11 protein-coding genes are annotated in these 15,164 nt (G+C 71.1%); 3 read left to right on the top strand and 8 right to left on the bottom strand.

Annotation, left to right across the window (positions count from 1 at the left end):
• Positions 1–453: 453 nt before the first annotated feature.
• From AC068A_RS18485 to AC068A_RS18475, 3 genes are all read right to left on the bottom strand, one after another.
• Positions 454–1,629, bottom strand: a complete 1,176-nt coding sequence (locus AC068A_RS18485) for a macrolide family glycosyltransferase (RefSeq protein ID WP_478586123.1) — start codon at positions 1,627–1,629, stop codon at positions 454–456.
• Positions 1,630–2,218: 589 nt separating this feature from the next.
• Positions 2,219–3,610: a Mucin-2 gene (locus AC068A_RS18480; RefSeq protein ID WP_478586121.1), complete on the bottom strand. Its 1,392-nt coding sequence runs from the start codon at positions 3,608–3,610 to the stop codon at positions 2,219–2,221.
• 323 nt (positions 3,611–3,933) lie between these two features.
• Positions 3,934–4,647, bottom strand: a complete 714-nt coding sequence (locus AC068A_RS18475) for a hypothetical protein (RefSeq protein ID WP_478586119.1) — start codon at positions 4,645–4,647, stop codon at positions 3,934–3,936.
• A gap of 403 nt (positions 4,648–5,050) precedes the next feature.
• Here AC068A_RS18475 and AC068A_RS18470 point away from each other — a divergent pair, with 403 nt between their 5' ends.
• Positions 5,051–6,337: a phage baseplate protein gene (locus tag AC068A_RS18470; RefSeq protein ID WP_478586117.1), complete on the top strand. Its 1,287-nt coding sequence runs from the start codon at positions 5,051–5,053 to the stop codon at positions 6,335–6,337.
• 92 nt (positions 6,338–6,429) lie between these two features.
• Complete coding sequence (locus tag AC068A_RS18465; protein WP_478586115.1) at positions 6,430–6,879, top strand: hypothetical protein; 450 nt, start codon at positions 6,430–6,432, stop codon at positions 6,877–6,879.
• A 126-nt stretch (positions 6,880–7,005) separates the two neighbouring features.
• On the opposite strand, the gene AC068A_RS18460 is transcribed toward AC068A_RS18465, so the two are convergent.
• On the bottom strand, positions 7,006–7,644 hold the full coding sequence (locus tag AC068A_RS18460; RefSeq protein WP_478586114.1) for an RICIN domain-containing protein: 639 nt from the start codon (positions 7,642–7,644) through the stop codon (positions 7,006–7,008).
• A 113-nt stretch (positions 7,645–7,757) separates the two neighbouring features.
• Here AC068A_RS18460 and AC068A_RS18455 point away from each other — a divergent pair, with 113 nt between their 5' ends.
• Positions 7,758–10,526, top strand: a complete 2,769-nt coding sequence (locus tag AC068A_RS18455; protein WP_478586112.1) for an ATP-binding protein — start codon at positions 7,758–7,760, stop codon at positions 10,524–10,526.
• Between the two features lie 94 nt (positions 10,527–10,620).
• On the opposite strand, the gene AC068A_RS18450 is transcribed toward AC068A_RS18455, so the two are convergent.
• The 4 genes from AC068A_RS18450 to AC068A_RS18435 form a co-directional block, all read right to left on the bottom strand.
• Positions 10,621–11,646, bottom strand: a complete 1,026-nt coding sequence (locus AC068A_RS18450; RefSeq protein WP_478586110.1) for an SAM-dependent methyltransferase — start codon at positions 11,644–11,646, stop codon at positions 10,621–10,623.
• 336 nt (positions 11,647–11,982) lie between these two features.
• Positions 11,983–12,660, bottom strand: coding sequence for an HAD family hydrolase (locus AC068A_RS18445; RefSeq protein WP_478586108.1), 678 nt, complete (start codon positions 12,658–12,660; stop codon positions 11,983–11,985).
• Positions 12,661–12,673: 13 nt separating this feature from the next.
• The gene (locus AC068A_RS18440; protein ID WP_478586106.1) at positions 12,674–13,642 is read right to left on the bottom strand and encodes an LLM class F420-dependent oxidoreductase; all 969 of its coding nucleotides are present in this window, start codon (positions 13,640–13,642) and stop codon (positions 12,674–12,676) included.
• Positions 13,643–14,053: 411 nt separating this feature from the next.
• Positions 14,054–15,148, bottom strand: coding sequence for a serine hydrolase domain-containing protein (locus tag AC068A_RS18435; RefSeq protein WP_478586104.1), 1,095 nt, complete (start codon positions 15,146–15,148; stop codon positions 14,054–14,056).
• Between the last annotated feature and the right edge of the window lie 16 nt (positions 15,149–15,164).

The raw sequence follows: 15,164 nt of genomic DNA, 5'->3' as shown, positions 1-15,164 counted from the left end.
GCGGTGCCAGGCCCGTCCGCCGTCACTGCGGCGGTCACCAACCCCACGGCATGGTGCAGAGCAGCAGCGGTGGAGCAGCTCCGAAGCGCCCTGGACGCGGCATTCGGCACGGTGCGGCCGGGAGTCACCTTCGAACCGCTTCTTCCAGCCCTTCGCATGATCTGACTCCTCCCGCCGGGACCTGGGTGCCGGGCTCCGGCGTACCGATGTGATCGAACGCCAGCAGCTCGGGGACGGCGCCGCAATGCCGGATCACGTAGGCAGCGACACGGACTCCGGGTCGGACCATCCCGGCATTGTCCGTCATCGGCGCCGTCCATGAGCACCGGGGGCGTATCGGCCCCCGGTGCACCCAGCCGCGTACGCGCCGCCGAGGATGAGACAGGTGAGAACGGGAGGGGATGACGAACAGCGAAGTGCCACTTCCCCAATCCCGGCTGTGGCAGGCGAGGGTCAGGCCAGCATGTTCTCGATGAGGTCGGCCGCGCGTGGGGCGCCGCCCTCGGCCCGTGCGCCGGCGCGCAGCAGTGCCGAGCGGCGGGCGACCTCCGCGTCGGTGACCAGGTCGTTCAGGGCAGCCCGCAGGGTCTCGGCGGTGGCTTCCGCGGTGTCGATGCGACGGGCCACGCCCAGTTCCACAAGCCGGTCGGCGTTCATGAACTGTTCGGCGGCCTGCGGCACGGCAATCATCGGGACGCCTGCCAGCAGGCCTTCGCCGCAGCCGCCCATACCGGCGTGGGTGACGAAGGCGTCCGCCTGGTCCAGGATCGCCCGCTGCGGGACCCAGGAGTGCACCTCGACGTTGGGCGGGATGTCGCCGAGATCCTGCGGGTCGGTGTACTTGCCGATCTGGAGTACGACGTGCCAGCCGGGCAGATTGCCGTAGGCCGCCAGGCACTGGCGGTAGAACTCCGGTTGACGGGTGTACGCCGAGCCCAGGGAGATCAGCAGCACATTCTTCGCATACGCCGGACGGGTCCAGCCGTCCGCGCCCGCTGCTGCCTCGAAGCAGGGGCCGACGAAGGTCACCGTGTCGGTGTCGACCCGGTCGGCGTGCGGCTGCATCGCCCGGGTGATCAGGGCCAGGGCCCGCGACGGCGGGCCGGAGAAGGCGTCCACGTCGGTGGTGGACACCCCGCAGCCGGTGAGCCACCGTGCGAACTTCGCCCGGTAGGCGTCGGCACCCGGCAGTTGCCACAGGTGGGCCGCGATGTCCTGGTCGTAGCCGTCCCAGGCCACGAACGTCGGGGACAGCTGCATGAGGGGCCGGCCCTGCGATTCGGCGAGGGCGCGCGCGGCGTAGGCACCGATGTCGTACAGGTACAGGTCCGCCGGGTCGTGGTGGTAGGCGGCGCGCAACTGGGGCAGCGCTTGGATGGCGTTGTCGAGGAAGAGGTCCATCGCGGCGATGGGGCCGTCGGGCCAGTTGTTGTCGGCGACCGGCAGCACGGAGGCGCAGGTAACCAGTTCGGCGCCGGTGGCCGTGATCAGATCAGCCACCGCCGGGTCGTTGGCGTAGGTCACACGGTGGCCGCGGGCCACCAGCTCACGGATGATCTCAAGGCTGGGCAGGACATGGCTGATGGCGGGGATGCCGACCATCGCGATGTGGGCACGGCGACGGGACATGGATGATCACTCACTTCAGGTCTACGGCGAAAGGGACACGGCAAGCCCGTGCGGCGGCCTCTCCAAGAGTTTCGGATGTAGGCGCGCACATGGGCAGGCGGGAGAGGAGGCGGGTGCTGCGCTGCCCGACCGTGTCAGCCGTAGATCTGATGGAAGGAGAACATGCCCGCGACCCTAACCCGCCCTCAGGCTTCAGGGCACCTCAATTACCGTCGACCGCCGTCTGGAGACCCCCGCTGGTTTCGATGCGCCCACGGGGGAATTCCCGCAGGAGCGTCACGCCTTCGGGGGTTCCGGGGCGGCGGCCTCCAGATCGGCGATGCTGCCCGGCGGTTCGACGCGCCATTCGACGTCGGACGTCAAAGATCAAGCCAGTCCGGTCGATCATGGCTTTCGCTTTGGGGTGCGAGCGAGTCGAAGACGAGCGTGAGCAATGAGACGGACGGCATGCTCTGTCTCCGGCTTGAGCCGTGGGGGACCGACTACCGGTCACGCCCACGTCGGCGAAACGAGCGCCGCCGGCCAGTCATATGACCGGCCGGACGAGCCGTAGAGGAACGATGCAGAGCGAGGCGGTGCTGCACGGCGGTCAGGCGGGAACGCCGGCCCGGTTCAGGATGGCGGCCATCTCGTCCTCGGGGAGCGCGGGGTTGGCACCCGCGCTGGAGGCCAGTTCAGGGACGTCAAGGGCCTCGCGGAGCCGGTGGAGCGGCAGGCGCGGGTCGCAGGCCGCCGCCTGACGCGTCCAGACCGCGGGGTCATGACTGAGCCGTTCGATCAGCGCGGGCGTGGCGGCCGGGTCCCGGACGGCGAGCCGGCGGTAGTTCCCGTCCGGGTGGTCCGCGTAGCGCGCGGCGAGACCCTCGCGGGGAAAGCGGGGGTGCGTCTCCGCCATCCAGGCGGAGAACGTCCCACCGAGCCGTGCGTACACACGCATCAGGACCTCCTCGGGGGTATCGGGGTGGTGCATGCTCAAGAGGTCCTCCACCAGGGGGTCCTCAGTGCGTGCGAGCAGACGCAGAAGGTCGGGCGACAGGTGGGGGCTCCGGGCGGCGGTGCGCCGGAGCAGCGGGTGGGCGGAGGCCGCGGCCCGGCGCAGCACGTCGGGGTCGGCGAGCCCGTCCCGTACCCACTTCACGTCCCCGCTGGTGAAGGCCCCCACCGTGAAGTCGATCGCCATGCGTCGCGTCTCGCCCAGTTCAGGCCTGAGGGAGACTGCGATCCGTACGGCCTCGTCGGGATCGACGGCGAGCCGCTCCACGAGGTCGGTGGGCAGCGACGGGTTCTCGGCGAGGGCAGCCAAGTGCGTCCGCTCGGCGACGCACCGTTCGGCGTCGGCGCGGACGAGGAGCCCGCGGCGCAGCGCCTCGGCGGCGGACTTCGGATCGTGGAGGAGTTCGGCGGTAACGCGGGCGTCCCGTCGGCACTCCCACAGCGCGGCGGCCCGCCGCACCTCGGGGTCAGGGTCGGCCAGCAGCGCCGACCGCTCGCCCGGCGCCAGGAGCTCCCATGCACGCACCGCGCCCCGGCGCGCCGCCGGATCGTGGTGCGTAGCCAGCGAGGCCACGAACGACGGCACCAGGTGGGGCGAGTCCAGCAGGGCCGCCCGTACGGAAGGGTCAGGGTCGTCGAGCAAGCGGGCGCACACGGCGTCCGGCAGCGGTGCGACCGTCGTACGCGGGTCGCGCCACTCGGGTCCGTACGCGAGAGCAGCCCGCACCTTGGGCGAGGGGTCGTCCGCGAGCCGGGCCCGCTGTGCAGGCTCGGCCCTGGTGCTCATGGCGAAGTCGATCCGGGCGCCCGGGTTCGGGTGGGCCAGGATCACCGCGACGGCCGGCTCGGGGAGTCCGGCTCGCTGGAGGGCGTGACGGGGCGGACCGTCACCGCCTCCGTCGAAGGCCAGCAAGCGCAGCAGCAGCGGTGTCGGCAGCGCCGGATTGCGGGCGACTCCGTCCAGCGCGGATGCGTGGAACGCGACCATAATTCCCCTACTCCTGTGTCTTCCCCGATTGGTCCGCCCCCGTGTTCGCACGTTACGCAAGGGCTTCAGCTGCCCGTTGGCGCAGCGGTGCACCCTGGTCTGGGGCGTCGGCTACCTGGCCGCCGTGGCCGGCTCGACACCCCGCTGCCGACCTCGCACAGATCACCACCGCCACGACCCGCGCCACCGCACGGCTGGGGGGACGGTGCTCAGCGAGTCCTCGGCGCGGCTGGCTCCGGACGGATCGTGCACCGCTTCCTGCCGGCCTTGGAGGAGCACGCGGCGGCGGGTTTCCGCTGGACGTGGCAGCCGGGCCGCCTTCGTCAGGGCGTGCCCGGGGAAGGGTGCCGGCCGGCTGTCCAGTGGTGTGCAAGGAGGTCCGGATCGTCCAGGCGCGCGTCGTCGACGCGGTCCCGTGCGTCGGTGAGGAGCCAGCCCAGCAGCTCAGCGGTGGCGTGGTACTCGTCGTAGAAGCCCATGCGCAAGTTGGTGATCTCGAACTCGACCATCACGTCGTCGATGAGGTCTGCCAGGTGGGCGTCGGCGGCCGGGGTGCGGGTGGCGGTCCACACCTCCAGCCAGGGGCGCAAGGTATTGGTGGCGACGGTGATGAGGCTGAGGGTCTTCCTGATGGGGACGGGGCTGGGGTGGGTGTGCAGGGTGGTTCGCCACCAGACGGACCAGACGTCACGAAGCGCGTCGGCCAAGGGCTCGTCCCACGTCGTCCAGCCCGCCTCCAGCAAGCGGGAGGCGATGAGATTCTCGTCGACGTGGAGCCGGCCGGTGACGACGGGGCGGATGATGCGTGGCGTCAGACGGCGAAGGAGGCGGGGGAAGTCGTCCCAGTGGCTGGGCACCTCCATGGCGACGGAGGAGAGCATGCCGTCGGATATCAGGTGCAGCGGTCCGGAGAGCTCAGCGAGATCCTGCTCGCCGTAGCAATACGTGCACCCCTGGACCGGGAAGGGCTCTTCGCGGGCGAACGCGCGGTCCAGGGCGTCGAGTGCTGTCATGAGCTGCTGCTGGGAGTGGGACATGGCAACCCCCCTGGGACTCCGTCCGGGCGACCGTCGAAGATCGCAGGATATCAGCGGGGCCTTCGTGGATCGTCCGGCGAGCCGTGGGCGGAGCCCGCGGCGCAGGGCAGCGATGGTCGCGGTGTCGTTGGGGGTCGGGTCAGGAGATGGTGTTCTCGCCGGTGAGGCGGCGGGCCGTGAGGTCGGTCTTGTGCCCCCCCATGAGCAGTACGAGGACCAGTGGCACCCTGCCCCGCTGACGGCCTCGGCCCGGATCGAGAGCGGCGTGTGCAGGTGACAGTCACCAAGAAGTGATCAACCGGAGACCTCCGTCCGTTCGCCCGGCTGCAAGACTGGCCCTGGTCAGGACGGCGACATGCCGGCTGACCGACGGACGAGCGGACGGACCGGGCAGGAGGCGTAGTTGAGCATCAGCGTCGAGGGGCAGATCGACATATCGGGTCCGGTGGGCAAACTGCTCCACCGGCGGAAACTGCAGAACGACACGGTGATGCAGTCCTTCGGCATCGACCCGGTCACCGGCGACATCTTCGTCCTCCAGGTCGTCGAGGGCGGGCTCATCCTCCCGGGAGAGTCGGGTCCCAGGACCGGCGCGCAACGGGCGTACGCCGGCGACCTGGCCGTGACCCGCCTCGACCAGGCGGGCGCCATCACGGGGCACATGTACCTGCGGGGCTTCGGTCACGGCGTGTCCATGGGCGTCGAACACCACAACGGCGTCTCGCGGTTGTGGACCGAGACGGCGTCCATCCCCATGGGCACCAGCGTGCCGGAAGAGGAGAAGGAGGGCTACGGCACGGCCGTCACCCACTTCGAGTTCCGCAACGGAACCACCATCGACTCCGGCTCCTCGCAGCTCGCCGAGCCCTACCAGCCCGTGACCGGTGCCACCAACGTCACCTGCACCATCGACCCCACGACGAACCGGGTGATCGTCCGCTTCAAGAGCGGCAGCATGACGTTCGAGTCCCACGACCTGGACAAGGCCAGGTCGGGCGACTGGACGACGCCGCTGGCCCGCATCACCCAGCCGAACGCGAACGGAACCTTCCAGGGGTACGCCTCCCTCGGCGGCGTGCTGTACATGCTGGCCGGCAACGGATACTCGGCCACGCTCGAGCCGCCCGGCAACACGTGGCTGACGGCCGTGGACTGGGCCACCGGCGCCGTCCTGGACCAGCAGTTCACCACCGCCGCTCCGGGCCTGGAACTGCGCGAACCCGAGGGCATGGCCGTGTCGGTGCGGAACGGGGTACCGCATGTGCATTTCGGCTTCGCCGGCGAGGAACCCGGCCCGCGGACCTGCACCATCCTGTCGCTGTCCGGGGCACCGGAGGTCGACGGGGTGAAGGTGCTGGCCGACTGGCAGCCGATTCCGCTGGCGAGCGGGGTGACCGCCGACGTCCGCGCACCGCAAGGGCGGCTGATCAGCATCGCGGGCACGACGGTGCTGCAACTCAGTGGCGGGGTGAAGGGGACCTTCGACACGGACGTCCGGATCGGTACGCTGCCCGACGCCCTGGCGCCGAGCATGGCGACCCAGGGCAGTGTGCCGCGCAACAACAGCGGCGGGGTGTGCACCGCACGGGCGGAGGCGAACTCCGTCCGCGAGCTCTGGCTGTACGGCGGACGCTCCACGAACCCCGTCACGTGGGCCCAGTTGGACAACTTCAGCGCCGTCTGGCGCTGAACGACGTCCCGTTCCCTCCCGCCCCCTGCTTCTTCGTCCGTCCCCCTTCCCCCCTCGCCGACCTTCCGCAAGGCCAAGGAGACCAACCGCCCATGTCCCACAACCGCCGCCGAGTCCTCGGTGCCGCGCTCGCCCTGCCCGCCACCCTGGCCGCCACGAACCTGCTGGCCGCCACCCCCGCCGTCGCCGCCGGCGGGGTCGAGGCACAGCCGTGGACCGATCTCGTCCTCGAACCCGGTGTCGCCGCCCAGACGGGGGCGACTCCACAGGTCCGGCTGATCACCATCGCCGGTACGGTATTCCTCCAGGCGCGCGGCTCGGTGACCTGCAACCTGGTCGGCGACACGAAGATCGCCACCCTGCCGACCGGACTGCGCCCCACCGCCCTGGTCCGCGCCACCGCCCCGCGCAACAACAGCCAGGGCATCAACGCCTGCCGTTTCGAGGTCAACACCGCCGGATCCCTGACCATCTACGGCGGCAACGGCGGGAACCCGATCACCTGGGTGCAGTTCGATTCCGTCCAGACGATCTGGCGCTGAGAGCGGGCGCACGGGCCCGGACGCAACAGACGGCCCTGTCGTACGACATGGCGGCTGGGTACGCCGGGCCCCGCCCGGACCGACCGGGGAAGCCAAAGGGCTGCGGCGGCCGTGAGCTGCGGTCGGCTACCACGCACCCACGGGTACGAAGCGCCAGTTCTGGTTGGGGCCGTTCCAGCAGGTGCCCTGGACCACGTTCGCACCGTGGGCGATGCTGTTGTGCGCGACGTCGAGGCACTTGTTGCTGTGCTTGGCACGGATCTGGGTGAACTCGTTGACCTGGGGCCTTGGCAGCCACTGCTGGTAGCCGTTCCGCTCGGTGACGAAGCGCCACTGCTGGTTGGCGCCGCCCACGCAGTTGCCTTGGACCACGTCCGCGCCGTGGGAGTAGCTGAAGTACGCGACGTCGAGGCACTTGTCGCTGTGCCGCGCCTTGATCTGGAAGTAGCCGCCGCCGGTCGGCTCGATCTTCCACTGCTGGTTCCAGCCACCCCAGCAGTCGCCCTGGACGACGTCCGCGGCGTGGGCCGTGCTCATGTGCGCGACATCGAGGCACGTGCGGCCCCGGGTGTGTTCGGGCTTGATCTGGAAGTAGACGTTGTCGGGTACCTCGGCCGCCTGGGCGGGGGCCGTGAATCCGAAGACGGCGCTGGCCAGTGCGGCACCGAGAACTGCCGCGGCGCGGGCCGTTCGCCGCAGGGTGTACTTCGCCATCATGGTCTCCTTCTCCGTGGCGGGGAGCCCCTCCCGAGCGGTGAGGCGCATGCCGACAACGGTGGCCCGCGCAGGTACTCGGAGGCATCAGTACTGCCACTGAACCGTGGTACGCATTCGCCGCGGGAAACCCGGCGCTCGCCTGCGGGATGGATACTGCCGGGATGCGAAGCGAATTCGTCGGGCGCCTGGCCGAACTCACCTTCCTCGGGCAGCGGTTGGAGGCCGCGGCGCACGGCACCGGATCCGTGGTGCTGCTCGCGGGCCCGGCGGGCATCGGCAAGAGCACCCTCGCGGCCGAGGCGCTGCGCCGCCACGCGGACTCCCCGCGTCTCACCGTCGCACGGGGCCACTGCCCCAGGGACGCCGTGGCGCCACCGCTGTGGCCCTGGCAACGCGCGCTGCGCCGCGCGGGAGTCACCCCCGGGGTGCCCTCGCAGCGTGCCACCGCGACGGAGCCGGCCGACGCGGCCGCCGCCCGGTTCCTGGAGCTGGCCGCGATGAGCGAGGCGCTGGCCGTGGCGGCCGCCGAAGGCGGGCTGGTCGTCTTGCTGGAGGATCTGCACTGGGCCGACACCGCCAGCCTCGACCTGCTGCGGCAGGTGACCGGCGAGGCCGCCGAATCCGGGGTGTTCGTGCTCGGTACCTTCCGGGAGCCGGTGCCCGAGGAAGCCGCCGGAGCGCTCGCGGACCTGGACCGCTACGGGGCTGCCACGCTGCGGCTGGCGCCCTTCACCCGGGAGGAGGTCGCGCAGTGCGTCGGCGTCCGCGTCGGCGAGCCGGACGCGGCGGAGTCGTACCGGCGTACGGGCGGGCTGCCCCTGCTCGTCACGGCACTGCGCACACACGCGGGCGACATCGGCACCATCGTCAGCGGGCTGCTGACCGGGCTCACCACCGAGCAGCGGAACGTGGTACGGGCGGCGGCCGTTCTCGGTGAACAGCTGGACGCCGCCCACCTGGCCGCCGTCCTGCCGACGGCGGGTGACACCGTGGTCGCCGAGGCGCTGGCGGCGGCCTGGCACGCCGGTGTGCTCACTGTCGCGGAGACCACCCGCACCGCGGCCGACAAGTCCGGTGCCGGACGTACCTATCGCTTCACCCACGATCTGGTCCGCGAGGAGGTGCTCGGCCGGACCGACCCCGCCACCGCCCGTGCCCTGCACCGGGCCGCCGCGCAGGCCTTGGAGCAGGCCATCGTGGATCCCGTCGAGGCGGCCCGGATCGCGGCGCACTGGCGGCGGGCCGGCCGGGAGCCCGGCGACCGCGCCGCCGCCGCGCGCTGGTCCCGGACCGCCGCGGACCTCGCCCGCAAACGGCACGCCTACGCCGACGCCGCCCGGCACCTGGCGGACGCCGCCGCCGTACTCGACCCGGTGGACCCGCAGCGCGCCCCGGCGCTCATCGAACTGGCCCGCGCCGAGTACCTCGCCGGACGCTACGACGCCGGCCTGCGCCACTGCGCCGAAGCGGCCGACGCGGCGGTCGCCACCCATCGGCCGGCCCTGGTCGCCGAGGCCGCCCTGGTCCTGCAGGGGGTCACCTTCCCCCAGGCCTCACAGGCCATCGCGCGACTGTGCCGGGCGGCCCTGGCCGCCGAGGACCTGCCGGACGCGGTACGGGCCCGGTTGCTCGCCCAGCTCGCCACCGTTTCGGCCGACCTCGACTCCCCCGAGGCAGCGGCCGAGTACGCCCGCTCCGCCCTCGGTCTGGCCCAGGCCACCGGTTGCCCGCGGGCCGAACTCGACGCGGCCCGGGCCGTGCAGATGTCCTTGGCCCATCCCGACGACACCGCCGAGCGCCTGCGTCTGGGTGAGCTGACCGTGTCCCGCGCAGAGCGGCTCGACGACCCGCTTGCCGGGGTGCTGGGCCAGCAGTGGCGCGTCCAGGCGGGGTACCTGCTGGGCCGGCCGGCCCTGGTGGACGACGCGATCCGGGGCATCGAAGCGATCGCGGACCGTTCTCCGCTGCCGCTGGTCCGCTGGCACCTGCTGCGCGTCACCGCCTCCCGGGCCGCGCAGGAAGGGCGGTTCGCCGAGGCCCGCCGATGCAACGAGGACGCCGCCGAGCTTGCCCTGGCCAGCGGAGACCCGACCGCGATCGGCATGGACCACGTGCTGCGCCAGCAGCTGGCCCTGCTGCGCGGCGACGCCACCGAACTGCGCGAAGAGATGTGGCACGACCTCGACCACGCGCCGAGGCAGCCGCTGATCCTGTCGGTGCGGGCGCGGGCGCTGTTCCTCACCGGGCGCCTGGACGAGGCACGGGAGGCCTACTCCCAGCTGCGTCCCGTGCTGCCGGTTCCGATGACCAACCCGCCGTGGCCTGCCGTGCTGCTGAATCTGGTCGACCTGATCGGCCTGGCCGGTGATGCCGAGGCCGCGCGGCTGGCGTTCGGCCAGCTCGCGCTGTTCCGTCCGTACCCGGGAGCGCTGGGCACGCCCACGGCGTACTTCTCGGGCTCGGTCAGCCGCGACCTCGGCCGGCTCGCCCTGGTCGCCGGCCGCCCGGAGCAAGCCGAGGAACTGCTGCGCGAAGCACTGGTCCGCAACCGCTCCCTCGGCGCCCGGCCGTACGTGGCGCTGACCTGCCTGGACCTCTCCGCCGTGCGGCGCGACCGGGGCGCACTGGCCGAAGCGGCCGCCCTCGCCGAAGAGGCACGGGCGATCGCCGACCAGCTCGACCAGCCCGGCCCGGCCGCCGCTGCCGGACGGCTGATCGGCGAGATCGCCGCCCTGCGGGCCGGCGACGGCCCGCTCACGCCACGCGAACGCGAGGTAGCCGCGTTCGTTGCGCGGGCCCGCACGAACCGTCAGATCGCCGAGGACCTGGTCATTTCCGAACGCACGGTGGAAAGCCATGTCCGCAACATCCTCGCCAAGCTGGGGTACGCCAGCCGAACCGAACTGGCCGCACGATGGGCCGACCGCTGAGACCGTCAGGACCCCGGCTACGCGGCCGGGCGGCGCCTTGGCCTGATCCTCCGCGCTCGGTTCCGGCGGTTCGGCGCATGTCGCAGACCAGGGCTCAGAGCTTCTCGAAGACCAGTCGGAGGGTCGTGGCGCGATCTTCCTGGACGAAGCGCAAGGACGTCCGCAGCTCGCGCAGGATGTCGTCCACGGCCCGGCGGCCGATCAGTCGGGCGCCGTCCTCCCGGTTCTCCTCGGCCCGCTCGATCCACGCGCCGAGGGTCCGGATGCCGTCCTGCGGGTCCCGGCGTTCGGAGACGATCCGGAACAGGCCTGCCGAGGCGTCGGCGAGCTCGGACCGGGTGGGGACGAAGCATTCGGGGAACACGGTCCGGGAGGCGTGCAGCCCGGACCGGAGGTTGCGTACGGCGGCAGCGGCGCCCCGGCCCGTCGGCCGGCGCCGGACTGGTACCCCGTCCTCCGCCAGCCGCTCCGGGCTGAGCAACACGGAGGCGAGCCAGCCGTACCGGCTCCAGGCATTGGACTGCACCGACAGCCGCCCAGCCGGGCGCAGCCAGTGGTGGCAGCGCCGGAAGAACTCCCGGTAGCGGGCGACCCGGCGCGACCGCCACAGCGTTCCCCCGGCGAAGTGCTCCACGGCCTCGATCACGATGACCGCGTCGTAGGGTCCGTCCGGACGGTGGTCGAACCAGTTCTCCACCCGTACCTCGCACCCCGGCCACCCCTGCTCCCGTACCCGGGCGGCCTCGGCGGGGCTCAGGGTCAGACCGACGGCGCGCTGGACGCCGTGGCACTCGACCATGCGGTGCAGCAGGCTCCCGTATCCGCAGCCCACGTCCAGCACCCGCTCGGCGCCCTCGGCCCGGGCTGCGGCGATGTGGTGGTCGAGCTTGCGCCGCTGGGCGGTTTCGAGGGTGTCTCCCTCCTGCCACATGGCATGGGAGTAGACGAGGTCCTCGCCCAGGAAGAGGCGGTAGAAGTCACCCAGGTGGTCGTAGTGGTGAAGGATGGCCCTCGTGGACGTCCCCTTGTAGGTGGACGTCCCCTTGTGGCCGGACGTCCCCTTGGTCGTCGGCGTGCCGTGGGCGGGCTTGCTGGAGGCGGGCTTGCCGGTCCCGGACATGGGTCGATCACAACCGCTGTCCGTGCCGGCGCGCGCGAACCACACCGGCCGCGCCCGCCATTCCCGCCCGTTCAGCCCCACGTCCCGCCGAGCACGCCGCCCGCGGAGCGCCTACGTCGGGTTCGGATGCCGGTGGTCCGACCGGGAAGCCCGGACCCTCCCGGATCCGCAGCGATTCCGCGAGGCCGTGCCGCGCCTCGAGCGCGACTGCGTGGAAAGCACCGGCCGACCAGTCGTCCGGGGAGTCAGAGGGCACGCCTGCAGCGAGCCGGGGGCACGGGCGCCCGGACTCGGCCGGCGATGGGCGAGCCGCCGCACGCCCTTCCACTGCCGGTTTCACGCGTTCGGCACCTTGGAGAACGGGCTGTCGCCCAGCCCGGCCAGCAGATCGGCGGGGTCCCGGTAGACGGCGACGGCTCCCGCGTCCTCCAGGTCGCCGCGCGGAATCCCACCGCTCAGCAGTCCGACAGCGACAACACCGGCGCGGACGGCAGCCTTCATGTCCCACACGGTGTCGCCGACGAAGACCGCGCGCTCGGGCGGGACCTGCGCCCTTTCGAGGGCGTGATGCAGAGGGTCGGGCGCGGGCTTGCCCCGCTCCACGTCGTCGGAGGTCGCGGTGTCGGTGATGGCATCGTCGGCGTCGATGGCCCTGCGCAGGGCGTTCAGTTCGCGGGCCTTCGCGGAGGTGACCAGCAGGACCTTCCATCCCTCCTGCGACAGCTCTCGCAGGAGGTCGGCCGCCGAGTCCAAGGCGGGGAGACGGTCGAAGTAGGTGGCGTACAGGGTGTCGTGGGCGGCGCTCAGCAACTCGTCGTCGCTGTGTTCGCGGTCCTCTCCGAGGAGGTGGCCGAGAAGGTCCTCGCCCGGCAGGCCGATCGCCCGGTGGATGTGGTGCATCGGTACCCGGTGCCCGGCCTGACGGAGTGCCTCCCACCAAGAGGTGACGTGGAGGTGGTTGGTGTCCGTGAGGGTGCCGTCGATGTCGAAGAGAGCAGCGCGGTTCCGGTTCATGGCGGCGGCCTCCTCACAGGTTTCGGAGCGCGGGCAGGAGTTTGGCCTTGGCCCATTCCAGGAAGGGTTCCTGCCGGTCGCCGCCGATCTGGACGAGGGCGACCTCGGTGAACCCCGCCTCCGCGTACGGGCGTACGGCTTCGACGAACGGGTCCACGTCGTCGCCGCACGCAATGGCCTCGGCGACATCTTCGGGCCGGGTGTGCTGCGAGGCCTGCTCGAAGCCCGCGGGCCCGCGGAGTTCGGCGTTGACCTTCCAGCCTCCCAGGGCCCAGCGGAACTGGTCGTGGGCCCGGGCCACCGCTGCCTCGCGGTCGGTGTCGTAGCTGACGGGTACTTGGGCGACGCTCGGCTTTCCCGCTCCGCCGTGGGCGTCGAATTGCTCCAGCAGCTCCCGCTTCGGTTCCGTGGCGATCACAAGGTCGCCGTGTCGGCCGGCGAGCTCACAGGAGCGGGGTCCGGAGACGGCGATGCCGATCGGGGTCGGCTCGTCGGGGAAGTCCCATAGCTTGGCGTTCTCGACGTCGTAGTGGGCGCCGTGGTGGCTCACGTACCCGCCGGTGAACATCCGCCGGATGATGTCGACGGCTTCCTCGAGCATCTCCAGGCGTACGTGGGCGGCGGGCCAGCCGGCGCCGACGACGTGCTCGTTGAGGTTCTCACCGGTGCCCAGCCCCAGGCGGAACCTGCCCTGGGACAGCAGCTGCATTGTCGCCGCCTTCTGGGCGACGACCGCGGGGTGGTACCGGAACGTCGGGCAGGTCACGTACGTCATGAGCGGTATCCGGGAGGTGGCCTGCGCGGCCGCCCCCAGAACGCTCCACGCGTACGGTGCGTGCCCCTGCGATTGCAGCCACGGGAAGGAGTGGTCCGAGATCACCGAGAAGTCGAATCCCGCGTTCTCCGCTCCCACCACATGGGCCACCAGCTCACGCGGTCCGGCCTGCTCGGTCATCATCGTGTACCCGATTCGCACCGGCATGAATACGCCGTCCTTCCGGTCTCTCGTGTGTGGACGGGCACCCCCGGGGGCTTCGAGCAGTCAGCCGTACCGCATGATGTCGATGGATTCCCTCACCATGCTCACGGGATCGATCTCTCCTTCCCCGGGCTCCGACTGCCTGTCGGCTACGCGGCGCCTGCCCCGCACACGACACTTCAATCCCCGGGCGGCGCCGGGGCCGGGGACCGGGAGCGGTCGTGTGCACCGCTGTCGATACCGGGCAGGCGCAGCGCGTGATCCGTGCAGACGAGGAGGAACCATGCCGCACACCGCATCGGCATGCCGCGCCGGCGCACCCGGACTGATCGCGCCACCCGGTGTCGACCGCCCGCAGGCGGACACCCTGCCCGGAAGTGATGGAGCTCCGGGAGCCGCAGGGCTGCCCCGCCGTCATTTGGTCCAGATGTCCAGCAGTTGATTTGCCGCAGGCAGGCTATCGGGGGGCTCCACGTTGCACACGACGGCGACTGCAGTGTTGCGGTCCGGGCTGACCTTGAAGGTGCTGTGGAACCCCTCCCAGTCGCCGCGGTGCACCAGGCTCTGGTCGGGGAGAAGGACGATTCCGGCCCCGTATCGCCCTTCTTTGACGCCGCGTGCGCTCAGGGCGCCGCCCGTGTTTACCGCTCCCTCCGTGACTCCGGCGAGCAGTTGTGTTCCACCGATGCGCCCGGTGCGGTAATTATCGGCCCACCGGACGAGTTCGCCAGGGGTGGTTTGGACGGACCCGTCTCCGTACTGTTTCCAGGGGGATGAGTTGGGGGTGAAGGAACCGCCCTTCTCTTCGTACGACTTTGCCTTGCCCGGGAGTTCGGTCGCCGGGGACAAAGTCATGCGCAGGTGCAGCGGGGTGAAGAATTCCTGTTGGATGAACGTCGGGAATGATGTGCCGGTGACCTTTTCGACGACATGGGCGAGGAGGATGTAGTTGGAATTGGAGTAGGAGAAACGCCGGCCTGGTGGATCTTCCGGCTGTGAGGCGAGGAGGGCAGTGATCGCCTCCTGCTGACCGGCTGGATCCGTCAGTTTGACGCCTTTGGCCTCTAGCAGGTCCTGGTAGTCGGGAATGCCGCTCGTGTGATGCATCAGGTCGGCCAGCGTGACGCTTCGAGTCCAGCCGGGTGCATTGTCGAGGAACGTGGACAGGGGGTCGTTGAGGGCGAGACGGTGGCGGCCGGCGAGCAGGAGGATGGCGTCTGCCGTGAATTGTTTGGAGTTGGATGCCATGTCGAAGACCGTCGTCGGTGTGATCTCTCGCCCGGTCGCCATATCGGCTTTTCCTCTCCCCGCCTCCCAGACTACGTTGCCGCGTCTGCCGACTGCTGCGGCACATCCGGGGGCATCGGGGGAAGGCACCAGTTCCTGGAGAACCCCTGCACTGCGCTTCTCGCGGTCGTCGCCGGTCGCGTATGCCCGGGGGGTCATACCGGCCAGTACAACCAGGACCATGGCGCCCCCCGCGGTGCACAGCGACGCCGTTCGGTTCACGGACTGCACCTTCTTT

The sequence above is a fragment of the Streptomyces sp. NPDC043854 genome (assembly GCF_056436005.1).
The sequence above is the reverse complement of the archived record's forward strand: the minus strand, read 5'-3'. Positions and strand labels throughout refer to the sequence as shown.